At 39.5% G+C, this 25,610-nt stretch carries 28 protein-coding genes, 1 tRNA gene and 1 pseudogene; 14 read left to right on the plus strand and 16 right to left on the minus strand.

What is annotated here, in order from left to right; genetic code table 11:
• Positions 1 to 82: 82 nt before the first annotated feature.
• The 4 genes from gvpA (C6N34_RS00260) to gvpA (C6N34_RS00275) form a co-directional block, all read right to left on the minus strand.
• Positions 83 to 298, minus strand: coding sequence for a gas vesicle structural protein GvpA (gvpA, locus tag C6N34_RS00260; protein WP_057178839.1), 216 nt, complete (start codon positions 296 to 298; stop codon positions 83 to 85).
• Positions 299 to 381: 83 nt separating this feature from the next.
• Complete coding sequence (gene gvpA / locus C6N34_RS00265; protein WP_057178839.1) at positions 382 to 597, minus strand: gas vesicle structural protein GvpA; 216 nt, start codon at positions 595 to 597, stop codon at positions 382 to 384.
• 107 nt (positions 598 to 704) lie between these two features.
• The gene (gene gvpA, locus C6N34_RS00270; protein WP_057178839.1) at positions 705 to 920 is read right to left on the minus strand and encodes a gas vesicle structural protein GvpA; all 216 of its coding nucleotides are present in this window, start codon (positions 918 to 920) and stop codon (positions 705 to 707) included.
• Positions 921 to 1,027: 107 nt separating this feature from the next.
• On the minus strand, positions 1,028 to 1,243 hold the full coding sequence (gene gvpA / locus C6N34_RS00275) for a gas vesicle structural protein GvpA (RefSeq protein ID WP_057178839.1): 216 nt from the start codon (positions 1,241 to 1,243) through the stop codon (positions 1,028 to 1,030).
• Positions 1,244 to 2,050: 807 nt separating this feature from the next.
• On the opposite strand from gvpA (C6N34_RS00275), the gene ccmS reads away from it, so the two are divergent.
• Both ccmS and C6N34_RS00285 read left to right on the plus strand, forming a co-directional pair.
• Positions 2,051 to 2,476: a beta-carboxysome assembly chaperone CcmS gene (gene ccmS, locus C6N34_RS00280; protein WP_006278422.1), complete on the plus strand. Its 426-nt coding sequence runs from the start codon at positions 2,051 to 2,053 to the stop codon at positions 2,474 to 2,476.
• Positions 2,477 to 2,547: 71 nt separating this feature from the next.
• Positions 2,548 to 3,138, plus strand: a complete 591-nt coding sequence (locus tag C6N34_RS00285; protein ID WP_115538951.1) for a hypothetical protein — start codon at positions 2,548 to 2,550, stop codon at positions 3,136 to 3,138.
• 14 nt (positions 3,139 to 3,152) lie between these two features.
• Here C6N34_RS00285 and C6N34_RS00290 read toward each other — a convergent pair whose 3' ends face one another.
• Entirely contained in the window at positions 3,153 to 3,386 is a 234-nt protein-coding gene (locus C6N34_RS00290) for a DUF3493 domain-containing protein (RefSeq protein ID WP_057178837.1), read from the minus strand.
• A gap of 37 nt (positions 3,387 to 3,423) precedes the next feature.
• On the opposite strand from C6N34_RS00290, the gene C6N34_RS00295 reads away from it, so the two are divergent.
• Positions 3,424 to 3,495, plus strand: a tRNA-Thr gene (locus C6N34_RS00295).
• Here the strand turns inward: C6N34_RS00295 and pgeF are convergent.
• On the minus strand, positions 3,496 to 4,284 hold the full coding sequence (gene pgeF, locus C6N34_RS00300) for a peptidoglycan editing factor PgeF (RefSeq protein WP_057178836.1): 789 nt from the start codon (positions 4,282 to 4,284) through the stop codon (positions 3,496 to 3,498).
• A 247-nt stretch (positions 4,285 to 4,531) separates the two neighbouring features.
• Between pgeF and C6N34_RS00305 the strand changes: the two genes are divergently transcribed.
• Both C6N34_RS00305 and C6N34_RS00310 read left to right on the plus strand, forming a co-directional pair.
• Complete coding sequence (locus C6N34_RS00305; RefSeq protein ID WP_006278426.1) at positions 4,532 to 5,494, plus strand: hydrogenase small subunit; 963 nt, start codon at positions 4,532 to 4,534, stop codon at positions 5,492 to 5,494.
• A 43-nt stretch (positions 5,495 to 5,537) separates the two neighbouring features.
• Complete coding sequence (locus C6N34_RS00310) at positions 5,538 to 7,133, plus strand: nickel-dependent hydrogenase large subunit (protein ID WP_006278427.1); 1,596 nt, start codon at positions 5,538 to 5,540, stop codon at positions 7,131 to 7,133.
• A gap of 5 nt (positions 7,134 to 7,138) precedes the next feature.
• Here the strand turns inward: C6N34_RS00310 and C6N34_RS00315 are convergent, their stop codons facing one another.
• Positions 7,139 to 8,104 (minus strand): 1-aminocyclopropane-1-carboxylate deaminase/D-cysteine desulfhydrase, encoded by a 966-nt coding sequence (locus C6N34_RS00315; RefSeq protein WP_057178835.1) that lies wholly within the window; start codon positions 8,102 to 8,104, stop codon positions 7,139 to 7,141.
• Positions 8,105 to 8,174: 70 nt separating this feature from the next.
• On the opposite strand from C6N34_RS00315, the gene C6N34_RS00320 reads away from it, so the two are divergent.
• Positions 8,175 to 8,738 carry a pyridoxamine 5'-phosphate oxidase family protein gene (locus C6N34_RS00320; RefSeq protein WP_115538952.1) on the plus strand — a complete coding sequence of 188 codons (564 nt, stop codon included), beginning with the start codon at positions 8,175 to 8,177 and terminating at the stop codon, positions 8,736 to 8,738.
• A 52-nt stretch (positions 8,739 to 8,790) separates the two neighbouring features.
• Positions 8,791 to 9,711: a ribonuclease HI gene (rnhA, locus tag C6N34_RS00325; RefSeq protein ID WP_115538953.1), complete on the plus strand. Its 921-nt coding sequence runs from the start codon at positions 8,791 to 8,793 to the stop codon at positions 9,709 to 9,711.
• Between the two features lie 10 nt (positions 9,712 to 9,721).
• Here the strand turns inward: rnhA and cruG are convergent, their stop codons facing one another.
• On the minus strand, positions 9,722 to 10,900 hold the full coding sequence (cruG, locus tag C6N34_RS00330) for a 2'-O-glycosyltransferase CruG (RefSeq protein ID WP_057178833.1): 1,179 nt from the start codon (positions 10,898 to 10,900) through the stop codon (positions 9,722 to 9,724).
• 98 nt (positions 10,901 to 10,998) lie between these two features.
• Entirely contained in the window at positions 10,999 to 11,925 is a 927-nt protein-coding gene (gene cruF / locus C6N34_RS00335; RefSeq protein ID WP_006278432.1) for a gamma-carotene 1'-hydroxylase CruF, read from the minus strand.
• 203 nt (positions 11,926 to 12,128) lie between these two features.
• Here cruF and C6N34_RS00340 point away from each other — a divergent pair, with 203 nt between their 5' ends.
• The gene (locus C6N34_RS00340) at positions 12,129 to 12,554 is read left to right on the plus strand and encodes a hypothetical protein (RefSeq protein WP_006278433.1); all 426 of its coding nucleotides are present in this window, start codon (positions 12,129 to 12,131) and stop codon (positions 12,552 to 12,554) included.
• A 72-nt stretch (positions 12,555 to 12,626) separates the two neighbouring features.
• Here the strand turns inward: C6N34_RS00340 and rpmA are convergent, their stop codons facing one another.
• Both rpmA and rplU read right to left on the minus strand, forming a co-directional pair.
• On the minus strand, positions 12,627 to 12,905 hold the full coding sequence (rpmA, locus tag C6N34_RS00345) for a 50S ribosomal protein L27 (RefSeq protein WP_006278434.1): 279 nt from the start codon (positions 12,903 to 12,905) through the stop codon (positions 12,627 to 12,629).
• Between the two features lie 49 nt (positions 12,906 to 12,954).
• Complete coding sequence (gene rplU / locus C6N34_RS00350; RefSeq protein ID WP_006278435.1) at positions 12,955 to 13,356, minus strand: 50S ribosomal protein L21; 402 nt, start codon at positions 13,354 to 13,356, stop codon at positions 12,955 to 12,957.
• A gap of 314 nt (positions 13,357 to 13,670) precedes the next feature.
• Between rplU and C6N34_RS00355 the strand changes: the two genes are divergently transcribed.
• Positions 13,671 to 14,942, plus strand: coding sequence for a proton extrusion protein PcxA (locus tag C6N34_RS00355; protein ID WP_115538954.1), 1,272 nt, complete (start codon positions 13,671 to 13,673; stop codon positions 14,940 to 14,942).
• Positions 14,943 to 15,016: 74 nt separating this feature from the next.
• Entirely contained in the window at positions 15,017 to 16,198 is a 1,182-nt protein-coding gene (locus C6N34_RS00360) for a hypothetical protein (RefSeq protein ID WP_057178831.1), read from the plus strand.
• A gap of 26 nt (positions 16,199 to 16,224) precedes the next feature.
• On the opposite strand, the gene C6N34_RS00365 is transcribed toward C6N34_RS00360, so the two are convergent.
• The 3 genes from C6N34_RS00365 to C6N34_RS00375 form a co-directional block, all read right to left on the minus strand.
• Positions 16,225 to 16,611, minus strand: coding sequence for a hypothetical protein (locus C6N34_RS00365; protein WP_006278438.1), 387 nt, complete (start codon positions 16,609 to 16,611; stop codon positions 16,225 to 16,227).
• A 130-nt stretch (positions 16,612 to 16,741) separates the two neighbouring features.
• Entirely contained in the window at positions 16,742 to 17,563 is an 822-nt protein-coding gene (locus C6N34_RS00370; protein ID WP_115538955.1) for a tetratricopeptide repeat protein, read from the minus strand.
• 11 nt (positions 17,564 to 17,574) lie between these two features.
• Positions 17,575 to 19,476, minus strand: a complete 1,902-nt coding sequence (locus C6N34_RS00375; protein ID WP_115538956.1) for a polysaccharide deacetylase family protein — start codon at positions 19,474 to 19,476, stop codon at positions 17,575 to 17,577.
• Between the two features lie 258 nt (positions 19,477 to 19,734).
• Between C6N34_RS00375 and C6N34_RS00380 the strand changes: the two are divergent.
• Both C6N34_RS00380 and C6N34_RS00385 read left to right on the plus strand, forming a co-directional pair.
• Positions 19,735 to 20,010: pseudogene (locus C6N34_RS00380) on the plus strand (Uma2 family endonuclease); the annotation flags it as partial.
• 305 nt (positions 20,011 to 20,315) lie between these two features.
• On the plus strand, positions 20,316 to 21,242 hold the full coding sequence (locus tag C6N34_RS00385; RefSeq protein ID WP_200959876.1) for a Fic family protein: 927 nt from the start codon (positions 20,316 to 20,318) through the stop codon (positions 21,240 to 21,242).
• A 106-nt stretch (positions 21,243 to 21,348) separates the two neighbouring features.
• Here the strand turns inward: C6N34_RS00385 and C6N34_RS00390 are convergent, their stop codons facing one another.
• Both C6N34_RS00390 and C6N34_RS00395 read right to left on the minus strand, forming a co-directional pair.
• A complete protein-coding gene (locus tag C6N34_RS00390) occupies positions 21,349 to 21,795 on the minus strand; it encodes a hypothetical protein (protein ID WP_115538958.1) in 447 nt (148 codons plus the stop codon).
• A gap of 55 nt (positions 21,796 to 21,850) precedes the next feature.
• A complete protein-coding gene (locus C6N34_RS00395; RefSeq protein WP_115538959.1) occupies positions 21,851 to 23,917 on the minus strand; it encodes an FHA domain-containing protein in 2,067 nt (688 codons plus the stop codon).
• 211 nt (positions 23,918 to 24,128) lie between these two features.
• On the opposite strand from C6N34_RS00395, the gene C6N34_RS00400 reads away from it, so the two are divergent.
• Together C6N34_RS00400 and C6N34_RS00405 are read left to right on the plus strand one after the other, a co-directional pair.
• Positions 24,129 to 24,650: a TlpA family protein disulfide reductase gene (locus tag C6N34_RS00400; protein WP_115538960.1), complete on the plus strand. Its 522-nt coding sequence runs from the start codon at positions 24,129 to 24,131 to the stop codon at positions 24,648 to 24,650.
• Positions 24,651 to 24,706: 56 nt separating this feature from the next.
• A complete protein-coding gene (locus tag C6N34_RS00405; protein ID WP_115538961.1) occupies positions 24,707 to 25,558 on the plus strand; it encodes a cytochrome c biogenesis CcdA family protein in 852 nt (283 codons plus the stop codon).
• Positions 25,559 to 25,610: the final 52 nt, after the last annotated feature.

Below are 25,610 nucleotides of genomic sequence, written 5' to 3' on the forward strand. Positions count from 1 at the left end.
GTTTTGCACCTTTAATTAATTGTTGTTAGTTAGATTTTTCTAGCAGAACATATTGTTGTTCTGCTAAATCAAAGTCAGAAAATTAAGCAGGTACAGCTGCGGATTGGGTCAATCCTACTGCTTCTGCATACTTCAAGTAGGTTTCTACGGAAGCAATAACGATACGAGCTTCAACTGCTAGTAGTTCGATACCTACTAAGGATACACGAACCCAAGCATCTACTACGATACCTTTGTCTAAAATTCTGTCGATTACTTCTGCCAAGCTAGAGGAAGAATTGGTCTTTTCAACTGCCATTGTTTTGCACCTTTAATTAATTGTTGTTAGTTAGATTTTTCTAGCAGAACATATTGTTGTTCTGCTAAATCAAAGTCAGAAAATTAAGCAGGTACAGCTGCGGATTGGGTCAATCCTACTGCTTCTGCATACTTCAAGTAGGTTTCTACGGAAGCAATAACGATACGAGCTTCAACTGCTAATAGTTCAATACCTACTAAGGATACACGAACCCAAGCATCTACTACGATACCTTTGTCTAAAATTCTGTCAATTACTTCTGCCAAGCTAGAGGAAGAATTGGTCTTTTCAACTGCCATTGTTTTGCACCTTTAATTAATTGTTGTTTTCTGGAAACACTGGGCAGAACAACCAGTTTTTTTCTAGCTTGCCCTGCCTTAGTAAATAAAATTACGAATCAAAAAAATTAAGCAGGTACAGCTGCGGATTGGGTCAATCCTACTGCTTCTGCATACTTCAAGTAGGTTTCTACGGAAGCGATAACGATACGAGCTTCAACTGCTAATAGTTCAATACCTACTAAGGATACACGAACCCAAGCATCTACTACGATACCTTTGTCTAAAATTCTGTCAATTACTTCTGCCAAGCTGGAGGAAGAATTAGTTTTTTCAACTGCCATTGTTTTGCACCTTTAACTCATTGTTGTTTTCTGGAACCACTGGGCAGAACAACCAGTTTTTTTCTAGTTTGCCCTGCCTTAGTAAATAAAATTACGAATCAAAAAAATTAAGCAGGTACAGCTGCGGATTGGGTCAATCCTACTGCTTCTGCATACTTCAAGTAGGTTTCTACGGAAGCAATAACGATACGAGCTTCAACTGCTAATAGTTCAATACCTACTAAGGATACACGAACCCAAGCATCTACTACGATACCTTTGTCTAGGATTCTGTCGATTACTTCTGCCAAGCTGGAGGAAGAATTGGTTTTTTCAACTGCCATTGTTTTGCACCTTTAACTCATTGTTGTTTTTGTTGACTGAACCTAATTATAACAACCTAACTGACTAACACGGAGAGGAATCGGGTGAAACAACTCATTTGAGTGCTTACCCCAAACCGGTTTTGACCTGGAAGATTGTTTTGGTGGTTCACATAAATATGAATACCACTATTTGTTTTTGATGTAAAGCATTTCCAATTGAAAAACAAAAAACTTTACAATTGTTATGGGTGTCATTCTATACTCTTAATAGAAATTACTTATTGTTTGTACTTGCATTTATTACATTGATAAAGAAAATGATTCAAATATGAGAAGGTAAAATTTTACTTTCTTAACTGTATACAAATCCATATTTATACTGAAAATATTACAAGTAAAATACATTTCTATTGTAATGTAAACTATAAAAAAGCACGAATTATCTAGTTAAATACTTTGAGTATAATATTTTCATACATAGTAGTATTTGTCAGATTTGAATAGAAGAAATTAGAGTTTACGAATCCCAACCTTCACTGCAGTGATTACTTTCCTGAGAATTTGGTTCAATTTCCCAACAGCTCTAATATAACTTGTTTAAAATTCTAGCTAGTAGAATGGTGTAAGGTCTCGAGTCATACTAATGAAATTTATTATGTAAAATTAGGCGCGGTTAATTTAATAAATGTTTACAAAAATTAACATTTATTTAAGGAATAGGCTGAATTTCCGGCAAGCGTGAATGAATGTGATCTGTAATTCTTAGTTAGCTAGGCACACCTTCGTGTTACGATGGTTGACATATAATTTTCTGTGTCTCGAATTATGTTTAACAATCCAAACCCGCAAATAAGTGATAGAAAATGGCATAGGCAGCTAGATAAGTTTGTCAAAGAAAACCAGCAGGAGTTAGCAGCTTTATATTGGGGGTTGTGGTTAGAAAATGGCAGTAGTCAGGGGACTATTGGTATTGATTTACAACCTCAGCCTCATTTTGTCTATTGTCCTCAAGAAGCAGTAGAAAAATTAAATGAGCGGGTGGAAAAACGACTCCAAGAACTTTTGGGAATCATAGATAATAATAACCCAGAAACCGAGGTTTTGATGATTGGGATTGGCCAAGGAGAAATTAAGTTGATTCAGTTCGCTCCTGAATCGTCACCCCGCACATGCTTTGAACGGGTGAACCAAGATGTGGATACTTTACTAGACTTGTTGGAGCAGAAAATGATTGAGCAAATAGTGGTTTAATTACCTAACTCTCCTGTTTGTCAAAACATTTATGTATAAAACAAGATAATATATTTAACACGGAGAATATAATGCCTAGAAAACGTCTCACTGATCTACTACAAGAGGAAGTTCAAAAGTTCACTCCCGATGAATCTGTGGTTGAAACCACAGCAAAAAAGATTCCAGATCTGGAACTCCCTGAAGATGGATCTAACTCTGTCACCATAGTCTCAAGTAATTCCACCAGTGATAATTCTAACGGTCTGCACTGGGGAGTTACAGTACAAGAACTTCAGGAGTCCCTGAACAGATACCATGTCCGAGAAACTGCTATGCAGCAGGAAATATGTGAATTGAAGAACGCCTTATCAGAACAAAGGTCTCTCTCGGAGAAATTAGGTAAGGAACTCTACGAGACGAAAAAAACCGCTCTAAAATTAGCTGAATCCAATTCTACTCTAATAGAGGAAAACAATCAACTCAAACAGCAAACAGCTCAACAAGTCATACCCAATTCTACGGGGGAATCTGTCCAATCCACACAACCAACAAAAGAGGTTGCCAAGTCCTTAGTTATCAACCCCAGAAAATCTTACAGTCCTCCGGAAATATTTATAGACAAGTCTAAAGCAGATACAAAAAAGGACGACTTTTCTAATAACACTTGGTTGTATGATTAAAGTTTAAGGTAACCCTAGGTTTTGCTTTTGCGTTCCCATTTCCATAATAAGGCCATTATAGCAACAATTCCTACTTGCAGGGCAAAATTAGGTAGAGCTTGGTTCCTACCGGCCAATATTTGAAAGAAAAACACAAAGGCACCTATAAGACCAGAAGCACCCATACCAATATAAATAAATTGTCTTAGTCCTTTATAGGGCGAACCTATTTCAGCTTTTAAGCGATTTTTAATATTTGGGTCTAGCATTTTTTCCGAGATTGTGTTATGGTTATATATTGTTTGTGCCGATGTAGCACAGTGGTAGTGCAGCTGATTCGTAATCAGCAGGTCGTGGGTTCAAATCCCATCATCGGCTTTAATTTCCATCTAGTTCCACACTGACAATTCCCGACCACTGAACTTTTTTCTCCCTTTGTCTTCGGTAAGAAAAAAAGTGTTCAGGGCATTGATACGTGCAATAAGGAGCAACAGCAATTTGAGTTGAATTAATTCCTAACTCTTCCAATTGTAAAACATTAATCCGACGGACATCTAAACGAATCTTGCCTGGTTCTGCATCGGGTAAAAGGGGAGAATCTGATAAACTCTGTAAAGTAGCAACTATTCTCTCCGGTTCATGGTCGGGTAAAATCGAACTTCCGATTTGAATTGCCACTTCCAGAGAAACCTGGTAAACCTCTCCAGCAATCGCAGGACCCATAGCAATGCGTAAGTCCTCCAATCTACTACCATGAGATAGCATTTTTTCAATTGCTTGAGGAACAATTCTAGCTGCTGTACCTCGCCAACCCGCATGTAGGGCTGCCACTTTTCCTGTTTTTGCATCAGCGATTAAAACGGGCGTGCAGTCAGCAGAAGCAACCCAAACAGCTTGTTGCGCTTCCTGGGTAATTAAACCATCTGCTAACGCCAGTTCATCACCAAATTCAGTTAAATACTGATTTACCTCCTGGGGTGTCAACACTATATTACCATGAACTTGTTTTAAACGATAAGTGCTGGCCTGTGGTTGTAATACCCTAGTCAATTCATGAGGTGGGAGAGGCCAAAACTGCTGGGTAAAAAACCCATGGGACCAGGGTGTCAAAATACTACAAGTAAGATATGGTAGACTTTGCCATTCTTGCCATTGCCAAGTGTGCATCTGCAAAATAAAAAATAAATTAATAAAAAAACGACAAAACCAACAATCTAATTAATTAAGGTAACACTATTATACATCATAATTTTTTGGTTTTGGTTACATTAACATCGGAAGGAAATTTGATATTAAGGTTAACATAATCTAATCAAAATCTAATTAAAATCTATAAGTTTCCGCTTCTCTGTGTATTTTTACCTTAAAACGACTGCAAACTAACAACCTTCCCCATCACGACACAATATACCCAATGACTAATGTACTTTGGCTACAAGGTGGTGCTTGTTCTGGTGACACCATGTCCTTTTTAAATGCGGAGGATCCCACCGCTTGTGACCTGATAGCTGACTTTGGAATTAAGATTCTCTGGCATCCCTCCCTGGGTTTAGAAATGGGCACCAACCTACAAACCCTATTGTGGGAATGTATTTTGGGTAAAACTCCCCTGGATATCCTGGTGTTTGAAGGTACTGTCGTCAACGCTCCCAATGGTACTGGGGAGTGGAATCGCTTTGCTGACCGTCCCATGAAACAATGGTTAGAAGATTTGGCCAAAGCTGCTAATTTTGTAGTTGCTATTGGAGACTGTGCTACTTGGGGGGGTATTCCCGCTATGTCACCTAACCCCAGTGAATCTCAAGGTTTACAGTTCCTCAAACGGAAAAAGGGCGGGTTTTTAGGTGAAGATTTTATTAGTAAGGGCGGGTTACCAGTAATTAATATCCCCGGATGTCCCGCTCACCCCGATTGGATATCGCAAATATTAGTGGCAATTGCTACTGGACGTATAAGTGATATTGCTTTAGATGAACTACATCGTCCCCAAACTTTCTTTAATACCTTTGCTGAAACCGGTTGTACCCGCAATATTCACTTTGCTTATAGGGCAACAACTACAGAATTTGGCGATCGCAAAGGTTGTTTGTTTTATGACTTAGGTTGTCGTGGACCCATGACCCATTCCTCCTGTAATCGGATTTTGTGGAATGGAGTATCATCAAAAACCCGTGCTGGTATGCCCTGTATTGGTTGTACAGAACCGGAATTTCCTTTTCATGATCTAAAACCGGGAACAGTATTTAAGACCCAAACCATTATGGGTGTTCCCAAGGAAATACCCCCAGGAGTTAATCCTAAAGATTATGCGGTATTCACGGTTGTAGCCAAGGATACTGCACCAAAATGGACTGATGAGGATTTCTTTTTGGTTTAGATCTAAACAATTACTGTCAACCCATTGCTAATGCTGTAAAAATATGCCAATTCAAACATTAGATATTGCACCCGTTGGTAGAGTTGAGGGTGATTTAGATGTCCGAGTGGAAATAGAAGATGGATACGTGACAAACGCTTGGACTCATGCAGAACTTTTTCGCGGTTTTGAAATCATTTTACGCGATAAGGATCCTCAAGCTGGACTAATTGTTACTCCCAGAATTTGTGGTATTTGCGGTGGTTCTCATTTAAGTTCTGCATCTTGGGCCTTAGATACTGCTTGGCAAACAGAGGTTCCTAGAAATGCAATTTTGGCTAGAAATTTAGGTCAAATTGTGGAGACGATTCAAAGTATCCCTCGTTATTTTTACGGATTATTTGCTATTGATTTAACTCACCAGAATTATCGCAGTAGTCATTTTTATGATGAAGCTTGTCGTCGCTTTGCTGCTTTTACAGGCAAATCATACGAACTTGGTGTCACTATTTCTGCTAAACCGGTGGAAATCTACGCTTTATTAGGAGGGCAATGGCCTCACAGCAGTTATATGGTGCCCGGTGGTGTGATGTGCGCCCCCTCTCTCAGTGATATTACCCGCGCTTGGGGAATGTTGGAATATTTTCGCACTAATTGGTTAGAACCGGTGTGGTTGGGTTGTTCATTGGAAAGATATGAGGAAATTCAATCATATCAGGATTTTCAAACTTGGTTGGAGGAGGATATTAAACACAGAGAATCTGATCTGGGTTTGTATTGGCGTATGGGTTTAGAGATTGGACTGGATAAGTATGGTGTGGGTGTGGAAAAATTTGTTACCTGGGGATATTTACCTCATGAGGATAAATATAATAAACCTACTATTGATGGGCGCAATGCAGCAGTGATTATGAAGGGTGGTGTTTATGATGGTCACAAAGATCAACATTCTATTATGAATCAGGCTTTTACTCGCGAAAATTTAACCCATTCTTGGTATGATGAAGGTACTCAGGATTGGCATCCAAGCGATCGCAAGACTTCCCCAACTATTAACAACCAAAAGGATTTTGTCGGTGCTTATTCTTGGTCTAGTGCAGTCCTTCATCAAGATTTAGGTAGATTGGAAGCAGGTCCTTTGGCACGTCAATTAGTTGCAGGTGGGAATGGTGGAGAAACTTGGCAACATTATGACCCATTTATTTTGGATGTTTTTAAAAAAATGGGTGGTGCAAGTGTTCATCTCAGACAATTGGCTAGGGTTCATGAGCTGGTTAAGTTATATCGTCAAGCAGAACGTTGTTTGAGAGAGTTTAAATTAAACGAACCTTGGTATATTAAACCCCAAGAAAAAGATGGTAAAGGTTGGGGAGCGACGGAAGCAGCTAGAGGTGCTTTATGTCACTGGATAGAAATTGCTGAGGGTAAGATTAAGAGCTACCAGGTTATTGCTCCCGGAACTTGGAATATTGGACCTCGTGATGGTAATGGTCATCTTGGACCTGTGGAGCAGGCGTTAATTGGTACTCCCATTACTGATCCTACGGATCCGGTGGAAGTAGGACATGTTGCTCGTTCTTTTGATTCTTGTTTGGTCTGCACGGTTCATGCTCATGATGCTAAAACCGGTCAGGAGTTGGCTCGCTTTCGCACTGCTTAAAGGGGTTAGGGGTCATTATCCCTTTTTTGGGTGAGTTTTTGCTCTATTCCTAAATTTCCCTGTAACCCACCAGTATGTATTAGTAATATTTTACTCGGTGGGAAAAATCCTTGTTTTAACAAGTTTATAACTCCATAAAACATTTTACCAGTGTATATATAATCTAGTGGTATATGATGTTGTTGATGGAATTGGTGACAGAATTGAATTAGTTGTTGATCTATTTTTCCGTATCCGCCAAAATGGTAATCATAGATTAATTGCCAAGACGTAGGATGATTTACCAAAGTGGGTAGCTTAGAGTTTAGGTAGTCGCTGATTAGTCTGTCTATTTCCCTCTCTAAAAATCTGGCATCTTTCAATACGGGAAAGCCCATAATTCTTGTTGGTAAGTTGGTTCTACCCCCGGGTGATAGAGCAATACCTGTGAGGGTGGTAGCTGTACCACAAGCTAGGCAAATTATATCAAAAAATTGTAGATCTTGCATGATTTCCATACACCCGCGCACGCCATTTAAATTACCACCACCTTCAGGAATAATAAAGGTTTCATTTGAGGATCTTGGTAACTGTTTTTTGAACTCTTCCTGAACTTCTTGTGTATGACGTTGTCGGTAAGTTTGGCGATCGCAATATAATAATTTCATACCTTGTTCCTGGGCGAAGCGCAGGGTAGGGTTAAGAGGTAGGGTTGGTTCTCCCCGGATAACACCAATAGTTTCAAAGCCAAAAATCCTACCCGCAGCTGCAGTAGCAAAAATATGATTGGAATATGCACCACCAAAGGTTAGCAAGCTGGTACACTGGTTATGTTTCGCTTCCAAGAGATTGTATTTCAACTTAAACCATTTGTTACCATTTATCTGTAAATGTATTAAATCTAAGCGTAAAACATATAACTCAATACTTAAATGGTCAGCTAGGGGATTGTGAATTTTTTGGATGGGAGGAGATAAAAATATTGACGACATTTGTATCAGCAGTTAATCTGGGAATATAAAATAACCGCTCAAGAAAAATATTAGCAAATCCCAATTATTTATGGCTAAGGTTTTTAACTCTATTACGGAGGAGTTACAAGGATTTATCGCCAAGCAGCATATTTTTTTGGTTGGCACAGCTCCTCTAAGTTCCACAGGCCACGTTAATGTTTCTCCCAAGGGATTAGACAGTTTCCGAGTCATTTCACCCCACCGGGTTGCTTATTTGGATTTAACAGGTAGTGGGAACGAAACCTCTGCTCATCTGTTAGAAAATGGCAGAATTACTTTCATGTTTTGTGCTTTCCAAGAACCTCCCTGCATTCTCAGACTCTATGGTCAGGGAAGAACTATTTTACCTGATGATTATGAGTGGGATCAATTATATTCCTTATTTCCTCCCATAGTTGGAACGAGACAAATCATTGTTGCGGATATTGACAGAATACAAACTTCCTGTGGTTTTGGAGTACCACTTTATGAATACCTTGGACAAAGACAAACTTTGATCGGTTGGGCTATGAAAAAGGGCCAACTAGGTATTAGAGAATATCATCAGCAGAAAAATTTTGTTAGTATCGATGGGTTGTTAACTCCTTTGTCCCAATTGCATCATCAAAAATAACTGAAGGATATGATATATGAATAAACTCCAAGTAGACTTTTAACCAATTATCATGTCAAATCAACGCATAATTAAAAGTATATATACCGATGGAGCTTGCAAGGGAAACCCAGGTCCTGGTGGTTGGGGTGTGGTTGTTTACTTTCATGATGGTTCAATTCATGAAATGGGGGAAGCATCTGACTACACTACAAACAATCAAATGGAAATCCAAGCTGCGATCGGGGCACTTCAATTATTAGCTCAATCCGGACAAGTTGAACCTATTACTCTATATAGCGATAGCGAATATCTAATTAATAGTGTGACTAAATGGATACATGGATGGAAAAAAAAGGGTTGGAAAAAATCAGATGGCACTCCGGTGCAAAACCAAGAGCTACTAAAAATTATAGACAAGCTGAACACCAAGCTAGTCAGGTGGCAACATGTACGTGGACATGCGGGTGATATAGGTAATGAAAGATGCGATGTTATTGCCCGTTCTTTTGCGAGTGGCAAAATTCCCCCTTTGCAACAATTATCCCCCCAACAGTTGCTAACTAATTGTCAAGAAACCTTAACCCAAATAACTCAAAGAGATGTAACAAAAGTATCTGATTATCCAACAAAATCAACAAAAATTGCTCAAAATATGTTGGAAGGTAGAACTTGTTTATTGGAAGAAAGAACTATGGAAACATCTACAGGAATATCTGTGGTGACACAGGAAGAAAAACCCCCGGAAATGAGAATATTACAAATCCGTAATCTCATGGAAACCCTAAAGATTGCGGACGAAATTGCCCAGAAAGGTTACTTAATCACCAGTTCCGAACTAGCAGATTTAATGGATGTTCATGCCAGTGCAGTGACAAGTCGCGGTGATCAGTGGAGATGGCGTAACTGGATAGTGTCACGAGTCAGACGAGAAGGGAATCAGATTTTGTGGGAGCTGGAAAGGGGCGATCAAGTGGAAAAGGATGATAATTAATTAACACTAATCAATACTTTCTACCACGCCACTCTTTAGGAGTGCGAAGTGCTGATAAAAAGATGCGTATAACTGCTAGAGGGTCAGAGAAAGGGGAAAGCCAAAATAACCAACCACCATAAGCATTTGTTCGGTCATAGGAAGGAGAAATTGCCAGCAGTAGAGCAAAGCGGATGCTCAATAAAAAAACATTTAACGCCAATAAAAGGGAACCAGGGAGATAGGGGGATGGGGAAACCAGCAAGAATGCTAAAATCACCGGTAGGGGTAAACCTTGAACACAGAACAATAACCACAGATCCCCCCAAACTTGACCAGGTGGGGAAGCATCCTTTAAATCCAAACTACGACCCCATTCTTTCCAGGTTTCCATGGCGCCCTCATACATTCGCACTTGAAAAACCCTAGCTCCATCTAAAAAACCCACTTTAAACCCCGCAGCAGCAATATTGCGAGCCAAAGTAACATCATCACAAAAGGAACTCCTGGCACTAGTATAACCATTCATAGTGGCCAAAACTGAGCGTCGACATAGGAAACACTGCCCATTGGCCATTACCCTTTCAGGCTGGGATGTACGAGTACCAGCCGGATCAAATCTGTATAACAGTGTTAATAACAGGGAGGGTTGCAACCAACATTCACCCGGATACTTAAGGATAAACTGAGGAGACAGGGAAACCAAATCATAGCCTTCAGCTTCAGCAGTTCTAACTAGACTAGCTACTAGCCCAGGATGGGGTTGAATATCCGCATCCATTCCCAAAAACCACTTACTCTCCTCACAGCTAAACAAAAAGCCATTATGTAAGGCCCAAGGACGACCTACCCAACCAGTAGGTAGGGGGTCATCTGTCATAACCCGAAATCGAGGATCTTTTTGTTGTACTGCTTTAACTAAATCCGGAGTGCCATCCTTGGATCTGCTATCAACAACAATTACTTCCCTAACCTCGTAGCTTTGTCGAGTCAGACCGCTTAGTAAAGGAGTGATGCGTAGGGCTTCATTTAAAGTCGGCACAATCACACTTACACTGCCTAACATATCAGGGGTGGGTTGTTGTGGTTCTATGGGTGGGTGTCTTGTTGGTCCTTTCAGCAACCGTGAGATTAAAATTAGCACTGCTGGAACCTGAAACACTAGCAATATTAGGGGTAATTCTAGGGAAATACTGGCTTCTCTAATCAAGATCTTTATACCGTTACTTCTATTAACTTTCTCTAAAGAGATTTATGACGCAGTGCTGAGTGAAAAATCTGATCTTTTATTCACCCAGCACTGGAGGATTATTTTAAAACAACATTAACATTATTAACATTGCTCATCACCGACTGATTTCCTGACTCTAGTCCTGCAGAAATGGATTTACTAGGCGCTTTTGACCATAATAGGATAGCAGGTGCAACTCCTAGGAATAGACCCAAAATTATAGGAATAGGGAACCCAGCAGCTAAACTCATAACAGTAGCAAAACCAAAGTTGGCTAGATACACTATTAGGGCTACGTTTAATTGGGATCTTTCCAAATTAATTGGGTTATTTCTCCATAATAAGGCTGATACTGTCATAAACAAAGAACCGGTGCCAAACCAACCAGCAAAATTTTGATAAGGCATGCCAAAGAAAGAACCTGGTTGATGCCAATACCAAAATGGTAAGGACGTCTGACTCATTGCTGGATCCAACACAAAATCCCAAGAGGTGAGCAATAAAGCTCCCAATGCGATCGCACCTAAATGACGCAGTAAAGTAGGTTTTCTATCTACATCGAAACCAGTACGTCCTAACAAGTATGATACAATTCCCACATAAAACCAAGATAAAGGAATAGTGAAAGGTACGAGACCTGCAATTTTATAACCCAAACCACTTAAATAGCTATAGTGACCAAAAGGAAAACCTGTACTGGTTCCCAATAACTCACTAGTCAAAGAAATAGATAAAGATGGAATCAAGAAATATAGGGATCTTGCCAAACCTAAGTTTCGGACAGCATAGAGGAAAACACCTACAGCACCTAAAATCATGTAAGCAACACCACCACCAGCCATACTCCACTGCATGGCTGTTTGTCCTACTTCTGATAAATTTAGTACCTCTTCAAAAATTAACTCAGCATTGGGAATTACCAGTAGTATTCCCACGAGCCCGAAAACCATAGAAACGATATGACCAATCAGGCATACGCGCTCAAAAATCACTAGTTGTCTCATGATTAGTCCCTGACCTTTCTTGAAAGATGACACTTGGTTACACTAATTTACAAATCTTTAATATCTTAACCCAACTAAATTTCCAGGGTTAGAAAGTCCATCAAAAAGTTAAAAGTTAGTTAATCTTATAGCATATACGGTAAAAATGGGAAGTATAAGTAAGTATAAACGTCCGTGGACTCAAATAACCATCTCCCCCTAATATGTCAATATTGCAAAAAGTTCCTTGGTTGTCTCTAATTTTGGTATTTCTTAGCTACATCGCCCTGGGTTGGCTAGTATCGGAGACTAACCCCCCCCTATTTTTCTGGTTTATACTTGGGGTTGGACTATTGCTCTTGTTAAACAGCTTAACTACTCCACTGTCAGAAATAGTCAGTTTTTACACTATATTGTTCGAATCAAATCTCAAGAGTTTTGCAGTGACAATTTTAGCGGCTTTTTTGTTTTTCCTGATGATTGCTTGGTTTAGAGTATTTCTAGATGCTTTACTAATTATTTCCTCAACCATACTAGCTAAGATAGACTTTCAGTCCCAAGGATTGAAACCAGGCCTAACTTTTTGGTTGATCTCCCTATTTTCCTTTTCAGGCTTAGGATTAGGCGCTTTGTGGAAGACCTTTGTTTAAGAACACTAGAATTAAAGCAAGTGCAAGGGGGCTTAATTTTTACCCATTTCCCCCTATTCCACCCACGGATAACTAGCTGGCTACCGCTTCCTCAGTAACACGGGGATAAACACTAACCTTTTTGCGACTTTTGCCCTTTCTTTCAAAAGTGACCACACCATCAATTAAAGCAAACAAGGTGTCATCATTGCCAATGCCAACATTATTACCAGGATGGAACTTGGTGCCACGCTGGCGTACTAGGATGTTTCCTGCACGTACAACCTGTCCACCAAAACGCTTTACACCCAGGCGTTGAGCATTAGAATCGCGACCATTTCGTGTACTTCCTGTACCTTTCTTATGAGCCATATTTTCCTCTCAAACTTGTCAAATTAAATTCAAATTAAGGTTAAACTTATCATTCACCTTGCAAATCAAGACCTGGGTCTTCCAGTGGAAGGAGTTCAGGAGAAAGGGGAGAGTCTTGATGGGCAAGAGTTTCGCCATTAAGCTTAATAGAGTTAATCAAAAGCCTAGTAATTTCCTGACGGTGCCCACGTTTTTTGCGAGTTTTCTTCTTGGGTTTCATCTTGTAAACCAAGACCTTACGACCTCGGAAATGCCGTAAGACAGTTGCTTCTACCGTTGCACCAGAGACTCTTGGTTGCCCTATGGACAGTCCATTCTCATGTTGCACAAGTAACACTGCGTCTATAGTTACTTTTTCATCTGGTTGAGCGTGGAGTAGTTCAATATCGTAGAAACGACCTGCTTCTACTTTTAACTGTTTGCCACCGGTTTCAATAATTGCGTAAGTCATGGGATTGTCCTTAAATTTGCCGTACAGGTAGCTGGCATTGATCTATAAAGATCTTCTGTCTATAGCTGTAGTATGCTTTTTACCAGCCTTTGGTGTCTACCTGATCCGAGCGAGAATGAGAGAGACGATTGGCACTGATTCCACTTGACGTGGTTTTGGTATATACTCCCAAATTAGTGCACAACCAACCATAATAAACCGTTCCACCGTGTTTGTCAAGGTGAATTTGCAACTTGGGCTTGACTTCGTCTAATGTAAGAAGCCAACTGCGTGTGGCAATTTTCGAATGAACCAAAATACATTCCCTCATCATCATGAATACTAAGGATCCCTATCAAAGAATCACAACCTATTGGATTGGGTTGAAAAGCTGGATTATTAACACTCCCCACAGAGCTGTTTTAGCGGCTTATCGAGCTGCTTGGGAGATTAGAAATATTGAAATTCAACAGTTTAACGGGCAAAAAATTTCCCCTCAGTCTGCAAACTATAGTGGTAATCTCATGGAATTTTGGCAAGGGGACCTGAATAGAAATTTAACTACCATTAAAATTCGACTGGCAGAATTTAATTTAGGCATGACTTTTACCGATAGATCTACCGATACCAACAATCAATATGTTTATGATAATGATCTCTTAGAAAAACTTAAATTTATTGATGAAGTTATCGGCAATTATACTCAAAAGCGTAATGATAGTAAATACATGGAAATTACACAACCATTAAAAACCAGTGATAAAGAAGTTCAATTCAATAATAAATCAACAGATGTAGACTCCAATGATAATCAAAAAAAAGGAGTATTTCCCGGGTCAATTGCCAGAACTTTGAGTAAAATTGCTAAGGACTTCACCCCAACAGCAGAGAGTGATTTCATCAACAACTACCGCATTTCTAGAAATAAAACTAGGATAGGAATTAGATTCCTCCTATTAATAATAATTATCCCATTAATAGTACAAAATTTTTCTAAAAACTTATTATTTACACCTCTATTTACTCAGTGGATGAGTCAAGATAATCAAAGAGTGTTTTTAAACCGAGAAATGGAGGAAAAAGCACTGAATGAACTGAAAACCTTCGAGAGAAAATTGCAGTTCCAAAATTTATTACATACGGCACCCCCTTTATCTGTTGAAGAAATAGAACTAGAGGTAAAAGATAAAGCATTGGATCTAGCAGAGGAATTTCGTCGTGATAGTAGTCTGGCTATAGGTAATATATTTGCCGATGTCATATCATTAATCTCCTTTGCCATTATTATTGGTTGGAGAAAAAAAGATATAGAGGTAGTTCAGTCATTGTTAGATAAAATAGCCTATGGGTTAAGTGATAGTGCCAAAGCTTTTCTAATTATTTTAATAACGGATATATTTGTAGGTTTCCACTCTCCCCATGGTTGGGAAATTATTTTAGAAAGTCTAGCAGAACACTTGGGATTACCCGCAAATAGAAATGTCATATTCCTTTTTATTGCTACTTTCCCCGTAATTTTAAACACCATCTTCAAATATTGGATTTTCCGTTATTTGAGTCGGTTATCCCCCTCCGCTTTAGCCACCTTAAAGGAAATGGATGAATAATAGACAAAATCTACAATTTCTGAAATAATTCTTTTTACAAAGTCTAAAAAGTCTAAACACAGCTTATGATTAACATGCGATTGGGTCTCAAAGTTCAAATTTTAGCGGGTATGATCACCTTTCTATCAGTTATCGGTGTAAATCAATATCAATTTCTACACGCAACCAATAAGCCCTTACATACACAGCCAAGAATTGAGCAACCCCAGGATTCATCTGTCTTTTATTCGGTGATTGATGAATGGCAAAAATATAAATATAGTCTGAATGGGAAGTCTATTTTAGAACCCATGAAATTACCAAATACAAAAGTGAGTTTTAATGCCAACGATTTATTGTTTGTACTGACAAATACCAGGAAATATTTTCAAGATTATTCTCAAAAGGATCAAAATATTTCTCGAAATGGATTATTAGTAAGTCAAGGCGTTAAGGTAGAAGATGTGCTAAAAACCCTAGATTTTATGATTAGCACCTTACGGGAAGATCTGAAGAAAAACCGACCTCCCCGACTGCAAGATCCTAATTTTATTAATGCCAATTTTCGGGTAATTAAATGGAAAGCTTATAATCCAGATAAACCAGAACAAAAACAACTGAGAATTACAAAGTATGCGGTTTTCACTCATCCTGGTTCTCATATCAAAACAAGTACATACAACATACCAATTTATAGCTTAAAAGACAATTTAGCCACCGATAAATTTTACACTAAATACACCAAGCAGGACGTACTATCTGGAATTTATGAACCAGGTGGAAAGGAATTTGGCAAAGTAGAAACTCTAGCATATTTGACTCGTCAAGGACTGGAGGAAGCATTAATGCAGGGGACAATATTAATTAATTTTACCGATGGTTCTAAGGGATTTTTTAACGTAGACAGAAATAATGGCATATCCTACATAAGAGGAGTCAAGGACACACTACAAAAGCGTTATTGGTATTTCAGACCAGTTGACCAAATCAAAGGTTATGGATATAAAATAGACGCGAAAATTTCCATTAAACCAGGTGTCACTTTTGCTGGAGACGTGCTGAATATTGGTTTAGGAAGAGTGGTATTAATTGAATATAACCAGGGAAAAAATAAACGTCTACAAATGGGAGTGGTAGCGGACACGGGTGGAGCATTCTTACCCAACCTACATCAGTTAGACTACCTAGCGGGTGTTTTTAAAAATCAAACGGAATTTAGGCAGTATATTAGACAACTACCAGAATATGCCAGTGCCTATATTCTGGTGAAAAAGTGAAAAAAAGCAAAATTAATAAATGCAGTTTATTCTTCCGGTGATTTAGCTGTTATTTCAACTGTTGTCACATCCACTGCTGTGACATCAATTGTACCTTCTGGTGTTAAACGGCTAAATCTACCATTTTTCACTGATAGTTGCTCACCACAATTGGGACATTGGAGTTGGGTATTATTTAAACCGGTTGATTCAAATGCACAAACTGGACATTTATCAGTCACTAAATTCCCTTGCAACCACCAGCGAAAACCAAAAAATGCCACAAATGGTATAATCAGGAACAGAGTGAAAATAACTATTAAAGAGTTTACCAACCAACCTAGACCCAAAGATGCTAACAACCAGGTTACTGCTAATAAGGTTAACCAGGGACGGAACCTATCAAGATTTTGTTGTAAGTTATTAGAATTCATTCGTTTAATTTTTTATACTCTATTCCTATTCTACCATTTTTATTGATCGAGCAACCCGACAGGAGCCAAAACGCATGCACTCAATTTTATTCATCTACTCTGTTTATCGCGTTTTGGCACAAACTATATTTTAGAGGATTTTTACAATCTCTCTTACATTATCTATCTGTTCTTCACTGAACCCAGCTTGTTTAAGGTTAATTAAAAATTTAGATTGTCCATAACGAGAGTCCAACTGTACTGCTTGGTTATAAGTTTGTCGTGCTTGTGTTTTCATCCCTTGTCCCCAATAAACCAATGCCAAAGCAACCCAAGGATGGGGATTGGTGGGTTCTAAAATTGTGGCTTGTTTACCCCGTGCTATTGCTAAATCATACTTCTTTAGACGTTGATAAGCGAGAGTTAGATTATAATAGGCGATTTCATTATTTGCCCTTATTTCTTTTGCACGCTCATGAGTTATTACTGCTTTGTCTAAATCTCCACTCACTAGATAAACTATTCCCAAAGCATTTAATGCAGGAATATAATTAGCATCTTTCTCTAATACTTGCTCTAATACCTTCATAGCAGATGCTTCTCTACCACCAAGGTGTAAAGTCCAACCCAATAAAACCTGTCCAGAAAGATTTTCTGGTTCCACAGAGGTGGCCTCTTCTAAGGAGATAATAGCATCTGTATAACGCCCTTGCTGGCGATATCTCAGTCCTAATTGTCGCAACTTAGCCGCAGCAGTTTTAGACTTACTAGAACTAGTGAAAGTGGGGGAAGGCGTAAAAATAGGGGAAGTTGAGGAATAGTCCATATTATTGGGTAATACATTTTTGCTGCATCCCATAATATTACCCACAGCCGTCAAACTTATCATACATATTATACTAGTAATAGCACTATGAATATTTCTATTGTTAGTGTTACTAATACTTTTAATTTTACCAACCATATTTGCCATTGATTGAGTCTCTAATTATTTGGGGATTGGGTAGGAACAGGTTGTGGGTTTTGAGGTGCTACAAGGACAACCGCATGGGGAACTGGACGAGGAGTATAAGCTACTAAGGATTTGCCTCGATATGAAAGAGAAGTGCTAGCACCCGAATCAAGCATCACCGCATCCCGAAATCCTAACTGATAGAGAATCTCCCCCAAAGATACAGAACCTACAGGAGTTTTTGTCACCCCAATTACTGGCATTCCTGCTAAATTGATCCCCCAAAAGGCTCGATGACGAGCAGCATCATAGTCATATAAGTTACCAAAATCAGCAGCAGGTCGAGGTGTATTATTTCTTACTAACCATGCTGCACCCACGAAGGCATCCGTTACGCCCTTATTTTCCGGTGAAGTTGCTTGAATTCCCTCGAGGGTATTGTGGGTTTCCGGAACAAAAGGTATAAAACTAACCGAATGGGGGTTAATTAGGACTAGGGGACGGTCTCGCAATTTCAAGTTTTCACTGGCATTACCAGGAATAAAACCACGATTGCCACTCAAAACTGGTCCAATCATCGTATTAGAGTCTAGGTATTTTAAGGAAAAGAAACCTCCATCAACCGCAGCAACTACTTGTGTATCTTTTAGCATATCTGGTAATTGATAGCGGCTGTCGGCATGAAATGTACCTGGAATACCTCCGCCAATAAGAATTAGTTCTGTGTTATTTACCTTGTATTCTCGTTTTTCAATGTCAACATTAAAGTTGAAATTTGTAGGATCTACCGGTGCTGGATATCCACCCCAAGCTAGGGGAGCGATTTCTCCAAGACGGGACTGTCCAAACCTACCTAGGGTAAATAAATCGGGGGAATCACCAACAAATTTTTCATCTACATCATCCATGGAAAAAGCCATCTGATAACCAGCAGCAATTACCCGCGCCCTAACTCTTTCATCTAATTTCCCCTCAGGATAGGTAAAATAGTTGATCGGAATACCTAAACGCTCCTGTAAAATCCGTTTTGAATCTATCACTTCCGATGAAAGTTCCTCCTCGGAAAGTTGTCGTAAATCCCGAGGATGGTTGACAGAATGGGAAGCAATGGTTACCAAGGGACTGGCTGCCATTTCCCTTAACTGTTCCCATGTTAGACTAGATCTTGCCGTCTTACCCTCCATTTTTTTAACATAGACGGAAAAAATAGCTGGGAAACTGTATTTTTTTAAAAGAGGATAAACATATTCGTAATGTCCCCCATAACCATCATCAAAGGATAGCAATACGGGTTTGGCGGGGAGAGGTGCACCAGTTCGCAAATGGGCTAACAACCAATCTGGGCTAACGGGAGTAACCCCCTCTTTTTGTAGCTGTTGAAAGTGAGCTTCTAATTCTTCCGGTGTAACATCAAAAAACACTTGTTTTTGTGGTAAGATGTCATGATACATGAAGATAGGAACTCTAGCCAGTCGTGCTTGACGGTTCAATTCAGGGAAAGGGGTAACTGACTGTAGTTTAGGTGGAGGTGTGTTTTGCTCTTGGGTATTGGCATTCCCAGTGATAATGTGGTTGAGAGATTGAAGCCACCCAGGTGACTTTTTCTCTGGGACGGTTGCTTCTGGTTTTTGGAATGATGTTTCTAATATCCTTTCTCCAGGAACCCAGTTGGGACAGTGAGGGGTTAATAGAGCCTGTGTATTTTCAGATGGGGATGGTGGTGATTCACAATACTTTTGCAAGCTGAGGAAGCCTTGACTTAAAAGAGCTTCAGGAGATTGGGTAGTAGAAACTACAGGTGTAGGTGTGGATTTAGCCTCTTGGAATGACCTTGATCTCTGATACCAAGAAAATGAAAGGGCAGCAATTACCACAGGTAGGGCTGTGATTAGGAAAAGCGTTGGGTGGGGGAGCTTAGGCAACCGAGAAGTCATAGGTAATCAATTTTTGAGACTCAGATATATCATATATATATCCCTGGCTTAGTGGCTATAGATCCGGTTACCATTGGGTTAGATAGACTCATTGCTTTTTTTGAGTACTACATGACGATTGCGAAGCACTCCCTATGGGATCTCGCGAAGTAATCGCCCTTTTCAGGTGGAGGGGAACTGTCTTTTTCCTCCTTCCCATTTTTAGACGCAAATTCTATCACAAGAAAATCGCCGAAAGGCACGGAAGCCACTTGGCTTTTCACATGGATTGTGAAAATCAAAGAGAATCTGGAAATACTATTTAAGTCTAATCCAGATGTGTTTGTGGCTGGGGACTTATTTTGGTATCCAGTAGAGGGTAATAACAAAATTAAACTGGCTCCTGACACTATGGTGGTGTTTGGGAGACCCAAGGGGCACCGGGGGTCTTATCGACAGTGGGAGGAGGATAATATTCCTCCCCAGGTGGTGTTTGAAATTTTATCTCCCGGTAATACTCAAGATGAAATGGACAAAAAAAAGCTTTTCTATATCTTGCCCTATACAATAGTCTCCGCTGGGATGGATTTCTTCTAGCAAGGGTTCAATATCTTTCAGTGCTGGTTAGGGGCTAATTATCTGCACGTTATCGGCATAATAGTAATACCATTAGATGCAGATAACGTGCCGATATTATGCCGATGAATTTCTCACCTAACTACACGATTACCCCGAAGATAGCAAAATTCCTGATGCGTATTGAGACTGTGAGGGAAAGAGTTTGTTATCTACCTATAACAGCAATGGTGCTGGCTTCCCTGCGCGAGACAGCGCGGCTATACACGACTCACTACTCAACAATGATCGAGGGAAACCGCCTCGCACCAGATGAGATTGAGAATGTTGTCAAGTATGAAGGACATTTTCCTGGTAGGCACAGAGATGAGCGAGAAGTGAAAGGTTACTACGCCGCCCTGGCAAAGCTTGAACAATGGGTAGCAGCAGGTGTGCAGGTAAGTGAAAAGATTATTCAGACCTTACATGCTGTTGTGATGTCTGACGGAAGAACTACAGCCCAACCTTCCGCCTATAGGGATGGGCAAAATGTGATTTGGGATGCATCTAACGGTACAATTGTCTATATGCCTCCTGAAGCAAAAGACGTACCATTTTTGATGAAAGCAATGGTGAAGTGGATTCATCAGTCTCAGGAAGTTCCTTGTCCCGTAGTAGCTGGCATTGCCCACTACCAGTTTGCCACGATTCATCCCTACTACGATGGTAATGGTAGAACAGCGCGGCTACTAACAACCTTAATTCTGCATCTAGGAGGATATGACCTAAAGGGTCTGTACTCATTGGAGGAATACTACGCTCGAAACCTAACTGCTTATTATGAAGCCATCAGTGTGGGAGAGTCTCACAATTATTACTTAGGAAGAGTGGAAGCTGACATCACTAAGTGGGTCGAGTATTTTGTGGAGGGTATGGCTATCGCCTTTGAAAATGTTTTGAAACGCATGGCTGAAGCTGAATTGCAAGGTTCAGTAGATCAAGATCCCATACTTAGGCAACTAGATCCCAGACAGAGGAAGGCTTTGTCTTTGTTTCAGCAGTTTGAGGTAGTTACCAGTAAGCAGATCGGCGAGTTGTTTGGTTTTAAACCACGCACCAGCGCTCAAATTTGTAAAGACTGGGTTGAAAGTGGGTTTCTGGAAATGGTTGACCCTTCAAACAGAGGTAGAAAGTATAAACTTTCTACCCAATATAAAGATTTGCTCAATTAAACTTGAAAAAAATCAAGAGTAAGTGGGTGGGCGGAATTAAATATAAATGGATATTCCGGGAGATTTGTCAATATCTGTGTAGAAATTTCGTTTCAGCCCAACCTGTTCAAGATCCCTTAGGCCAATTTCCTAGCCATTCCCCACCGCGAAATCGCCAACGGGGAAACAGCAATCGCATGACTATCCATGCTGATAAATAAATCCCTAACCACACTAGTCCATAATGTTGAATAAATGTTACTAGCTGAAATTCTGCTCTAGGAATTTTTGGTAATCCTATAGTCCCTAGAATTAGACCCAGAAACACTCCCTCCACAATTCCTGCATAGAATTGAAATACACCTGGCCAATCATGATCCCATAAGTATTTCTGCAGGAAATCATATAGTAGGTCCCAAGCTAACCCAAATAATCCCACATAAAACACAACCCAAAAGTAAATGGCAGACCCATGTCCTAAAAATCCCCAAGCAAAAGGTAAAGAAACTAAATTACCCACCGTCAATAACAACAAAACCCGCGTTTGCCAACGCCCTAATAATGTTGGAGTCATAACACCTAATTGCTAATTAAAGTTGATTACAGCTGATTAAAATTCCTAGTCCCAATTAAGGTTGTAAATTTAAGGCCCATTTGAACCATTGCCAAACAGAATAAATACCCTGAATGTATCTTACACCTGGTGCTTTAATTGCTGCTAGAGCTTCCACTGATCTATGGGCGGCGTATTGCAGTCCTAAAAATGTATCCACCGGTGCATAGGGACCCCCCAGAGTAATAATCCCAGCTGCATACACACGAGATTGAGAATCTCTAGGGTGACGCAATTGCCTAATTTCAAAGTTATTTTTTACATAAAATCTTCTATCCGGATTTAAATCCAAATCATAGTGATTAATTAAATCCTTCAAAAATGGACTTTGGAGCGGGTCGGAAATTAACCCGGTACAATCAATGACAAAATTAGCCTTTATTTCCTTGTATCCCTCATTAGTTACCAAAGAAGCAACTATTCTACCTTCCGAACCGCGCTGTATTTTATCCGCCAAACCATAATAGAGTTTATACCATCCCTGTTGTTTACCCTCCTGCACAATTTTACGCCATTGTTTGCGACTTGCAGTGGTTGTGCCACCCCAAAGATCTAATAATTCCCTACGCTTAAACGGTTCCGATGCTTCCAATAGTTTTCGCATATCCCCGCCCCAGGTGGCTTTAGGCCAATTATATGGTTGAAATTCCCAATCATTTTCTACATATCTTTGGGATCTCTCAAACTTATTCCCACTACGCGGATTACGATTCAAATGAATGACATCAATATTTTTATTTCTTTTACGAGCTTGGTATATTCTATCCAACACCTGTGATGCTACAATTCCTGAACCTCTTAAAATTAGAGTTCCACCATGTTTCTCCAAATGAGTATAAATGTGGTCGTGTTCCTCATAACCCTGGACAACTGTTCGACTATTTCCCGTCTCTTGAGGATATTCCTGACGGTATTTTTCTAAATCTGGTAATAGTTTCAGTCCAGGATAACCAGTGCAAATGTGAACATATCTAGCTAACAAAAACTGGTAATGCCTACGATTTTGTGGATCGCTACAGTATGCAATACAATATCTCCCATCCTCTGTTTGACGTAAACTGAGAATAGCTCCAGGTTCTAACATTTTCTGCCAATTTATGCGTTCCGCCTCCCGATCCATAGAGTCAAATACATCTCCAGCTATAGGAGTATAAGTATCAGCATAAACAGGTTCTGCAAACACCTGCCATAAAAATCCTATAGCAGCACCTATTTGTCCAGAAAACAAAGCCTTTTTAGCATCTCTTAATCCATATCCTGGCCATCCCCAAATATTATCAGGACAAGAATCAGAACCGGAGCGAATGCGTTTATCTTCAGAGATTTGGCAGTTTTTAAGCAGGGTTTTATATCGTTGATAGGGTTTTTCTTGATTGCTAAGGATTTTAATATTTTCTGTTTTAACCCCTGCAATTCTCAACATATCCACCCAGACAAAACTGCCCATTCCTCCCCCACAGGCGAGATATTCCGTTTCTCGCACCAGGAACCCACTACTCTCAATTTCTCTTAGGGAAATCTGTGGTCTGTGCCAAAAGCTTAAATTATAAGGGAATTCAGAACGGGAAATAGATGGGGAAGAACTTACTTGCTGTTCTAGAATGCCCGTATGAGGATTAAAAGAGATAGATGAGGCAACATTTGGTATAGGTTCCAGTCGTGATGCTGGTAATACTTGACTTTGAGGGTCAAAATTAAAAACCGTTGCAGCATCACCCACAATAACTGTTCCCTCATCCTGACCACCACCTTCAAGAATCACCACAGTTATCGTGTAACCACCAATGACTATGGTATCACCAGTGTTTAAAACCTGACCTTGTTTTACCAGTAATTTGCCATTAACCTTAGTACCATTACTACTTTGGTCTTCTAAATAAACCCGATTATTATTCAATCTGATTTGAGCGTGAAATCGAGAGATTTGGCGGTTATTATCTAATAGCACTATTGGACTAACCGGTTCATTGTTCAAATTGGGAGGTAAAGCAGATAAATCTCTACCAATAGCGATCGGCAAGTTAAAAACCTGCTCTACCTGTTCTTGAGTAATTTTATTTTCAGAAACCAGTTTTATTTGCATAGGTTTAATGATTTGTACTTGTTTTCCCTGATATGACCATAAACGAAAACTAGTTTACCATACCAGTATCCGCAATAAAATTGCAGCCACTCCCTATCATCATCCAAAGTGACTTTGTTGGGGTGGGATTACTTCGCGATCGCATTTTTACTCTAATTTAGCCAACATGGTAAAATATGAGGAGAATAAAATCCAGAAAGGAAATTTAACCATGTTTCAGAAATCAACCTCATTTTGGCCTGGCCTATACTTACTCAGCCTTGCTATTCCTGTTACTCTGACTATTCCCAGTACCCTAAATGTTTCTGCTTCTACTGGTATGTTAACTTCACAGAGCCAGACTAGTTCCTATACGGCTAATGCCTATATCGCAGGAAATGTTGGCGGAGCCTTAGCCAAGGAATTACAAGGTAAACCAGTGGTAGTTGACATTTATGCCAGTTGGTGCCCTAAGTGTAAAAACATTGCCCCTACCCTCTCTCAATTAAAAAAACAATATCAAGGAAAAGCACATTTTATTGTCCTTGATGTAACCAATAAAACCAAGGTGAGTGAATCAGAAGTTAAAGCCAAAAAATTAGGTTTGGGTGAATTCTTAGCCAAAAATAAATCACAAACAGGTAGTGTTACTATTATTTCCCCTGGCAATGGTAAGATTCTAGCTGAGTATCGCAATAACACCAATTTAAGTGATTACACCTCCGTATTAAACTCTGCAATTTCCCAGAGATAAGGGTAAGGATTAGGGATTTGACGGATAAAGCAACTAAACAATTTGAGGACATTATTATGAGCGAAATAGAAAAAGTACCAAGGGGGAAAAAGCCTATATATATCCTTAAAAAATCCCGGAAGATGCTGTTATATATAGCATTAGGACTAGTAGCTTTAATTCTTGTTATTACCCTAGGTTCAGTCATTAGTGAACCCTTAGAAAGAATAATTTCCGTTGCAGAGAACCTTTATCAAAAGTGGTTTGAAAAACAGAACACAGCCAACCCCTTTGTTTTACTACCTCTGGCATTTATTGGTGGATTATTAGCCAGCATTTCTCCCTGTATTCTTGCCCTACTTCCGGTTAATCTAAGTTATATTGGTACCCTAAAAATAAAATCCCGTTGGGATGCTTTTAGTCAGGCCGGTTTATTTGTGCTAGGTAGTGTTACCATTTTAAGTCTATTTGGTTTGGTTTCATCCTTTGCTGGAATGGTAATCATAGAATACCGAGGTTATATCAACATAGTAGTTGGCTTAATTATGGCAGTGATGGGACTATGGTTAATAGGAGTAATTAAAATTTACCTCCCCCAGATAGACTTAAAACTTCCTAATACAGGTCCATACAGTGTAGGTCTAACCTTTGCTCTGGTTAGTTCTCCCTGTGCTAGTCCGGTGTTATTTGCAGTGTTAGCAGCAGCTGCTGCTACTGGTTCTCAAGTTTTAGGTACACTTACCATGGTCAGCTATGCTTTAGGATATACAATTTTGATTTTTCTAGCCAGTCTATTTACAGGGTTAGTTAAACAAAGTAGGAACTTGTTACAACACTCAGAAACTATTATTCAACTAGGCAGTGTAGCTTTAATGCTTACAGGCATTTATTATTTGTACACAGGTACAGTATGGTTTTTTGGTGGTTAAAGTTCAGAGCAATCAATAAAGTTTTGCCAAAAACTTGGAACATTTTTTCCGT

It is taken from the genome of Cylindrospermopsis raciborskii Cr2010 (assembly GCF_003367075.2).
Classification (GTDB): domain Bacteria; phylum Cyanobacteriota; class Cyanobacteriia; order Cyanobacteriales; family Nostocaceae; genus Raphidiopsis; species Raphidiopsis raciborskii.

Bases quoted from the DNA above. Each gene is read 5' to 3' on its own strand.
- gvpA (WP_057178839.1), bottom strand. From the start codon at position 298: ATGGCAGTTGAAAAGACCAATTCTTCCTCTAGCTTGGCAGAAGTAATC.
- C6N34_RS00375 (WP_115538956.1), bottom strand. From the start codon at position 19,476: ATGACTTCTCGGTTGCCTAAGCTCCCCCACCCAACGCTTTTCCTAATC.
- C6N34_RS00310 (WP_006278427.1), top strand. From the start codon at position 5,538: ATGCCAATTCAAACATTAGATATTGCACCCGTTGGTAGAGTTGAGGGT.
- rnhA (WP_115538953.1), top strand. From the start codon at position 8,791: ATGTCAAATCAACGCATAATTAAAAGTATATATACCGATGGAGCTTGC.
- C6N34_RS00315 (WP_057178835.1), bottom strand. From the start codon at position 8,104: ATGTCGTCAATATTTTTATCTCCTCCCATCCAAAAAATTCACAATCCC.
- gvpA (WP_057178839.1), bottom strand. From the start codon at position 1,243: ATGGCAGTTGAAAAAACCAATTCTTCCTCCAGCTTGGCAGAAGTAATC.
- C6N34_RS00360 (WP_057178831.1), top strand. From the start codon at position 15,017: ATGCGATTGGGTCTCAAAGTTCAAATTTTAGCGGGTATGATCACCTTT.
- gvpA (WP_057178839.1), bottom strand. From the start codon at position 597: ATGGCAGTTGAAAAGACCAATTCTTCCTCTAGCTTGGCAGAAGTAATT.
- C6N34_RS00385 (WP_200959876.1), top strand. From the start codon at position 20,316: ATGATCGAGGGAAACCGCCTCGCACCAGATGAGATTGAGAATGTTGTC.
- C6N34_RS00395 (WP_115538959.1), bottom strand. From the start codon at position 23,917: ATGCAAATAAAACTGGTTTCTGAAAATAAAATTACTCAAGAACAGGTA.
- C6N34_RS00290 (WP_057178837.1), bottom strand. From the start codon at position 3,386: ATGCTAGACCCAAATATTAAAAATCGCTTAAAAGCTGAAATAGGTTCG.
- C6N34_RS00405 (WP_115538961.1), top strand. From the start codon at position 24,707: ATGAGCGAAATAGAAAAAGTACCAAGGGGGAAAAAGCCTATATATATC.
- C6N34_RS00365 (WP_006278438.1), bottom strand. From the start codon at position 16,611: ATGAATTCTAATAACTTACAACAAAATCTTGATAGGTTCCGTCCCTGG.
- C6N34_RS00370 (WP_115538955.1), bottom strand. From the start codon at position 17,563: ATGGCAAATATGGTTGGTAAAATTAAAAGTATTAGTAACACTAACAAT.
- C6N34_RS00355 (WP_115538954.1), top strand. From the start codon at position 13,671: ATGAATACTAAGGATCCCTATCAAAGAATCACAACCTATTGGATTGGG.
- ccmS (WP_006278422.1), top strand. From the start codon at position 2,051: ATGTTTAACAATCCAAACCCGCAAATAAGTGATAGAAAATGGCATAGG.
- C6N34_RS00390 (WP_115538958.1), bottom strand. From the start codon at position 21,795: ATGACTCCAACATTATTAGGGCGTTGGCAAACGCGGGTTTTGTTGTTA.
- gvpA (WP_057178839.1), bottom strand. From the start codon at position 920: ATGGCAGTTGAAAAAACTAATTCTTCCTCCAGCTTGGCAGAAGTAATT.
- C6N34_RS00285 (WP_115538951.1), top strand. From the start codon at position 2,548: ATGCCTAGAAAACGTCTCACTGATCTACTACAAGAGGAAGTTCAAAAG.
- cruF (WP_006278432.1), bottom strand. From the start codon at position 11,925: ATGAGACAACTAGTGATTTTTGAGCGCGTATGCCTGATTGGTCATATC.
- rpmA (WP_006278434.1), bottom strand. From the start codon at position 12,905: ATGGCTCATAAGAAAGGTACAGGAAGTACACGAAATGGTCGCGATTCT.
- C6N34_RS00305 (WP_006278426.1), top strand. From the start codon at position 4,532: ATGACTAATGTACTTTGGCTACAAGGTGGTGCTTGTTCTGGTGACACC.
- pgeF (WP_057178836.1), bottom strand. From the start codon at position 4,284: ATGCACACTTGGCAATGGCAAGAATGGCAAAGTCTACCATATCTTACT.
- C6N34_RS00340 (WP_006278433.1), top strand. From the start codon at position 12,129: ATGTCAATATTGCAAAAAGTTCCTTGGTTGTCTCTAATTTTGGTATTT.
- C6N34_RS00320 (WP_115538952.1), top strand. From the start codon at position 8,175: ATGGCTAAGGTTTTTAACTCTATTACGGAGGAGTTACAAGGATTTATC.
- rplU (WP_006278435.1), bottom strand. From the start codon at position 13,356: ATGACTTACGCAATTATTGAAACCGGTGGCAAACAGTTAAAAGTAGAA.
- C6N34_RS00400 (WP_115538960.1), top strand. From the start codon at position 24,129: ATGTTTCAGAAATCAACCTCATTTTGGCCTGGCCTATACTTACTCAGC.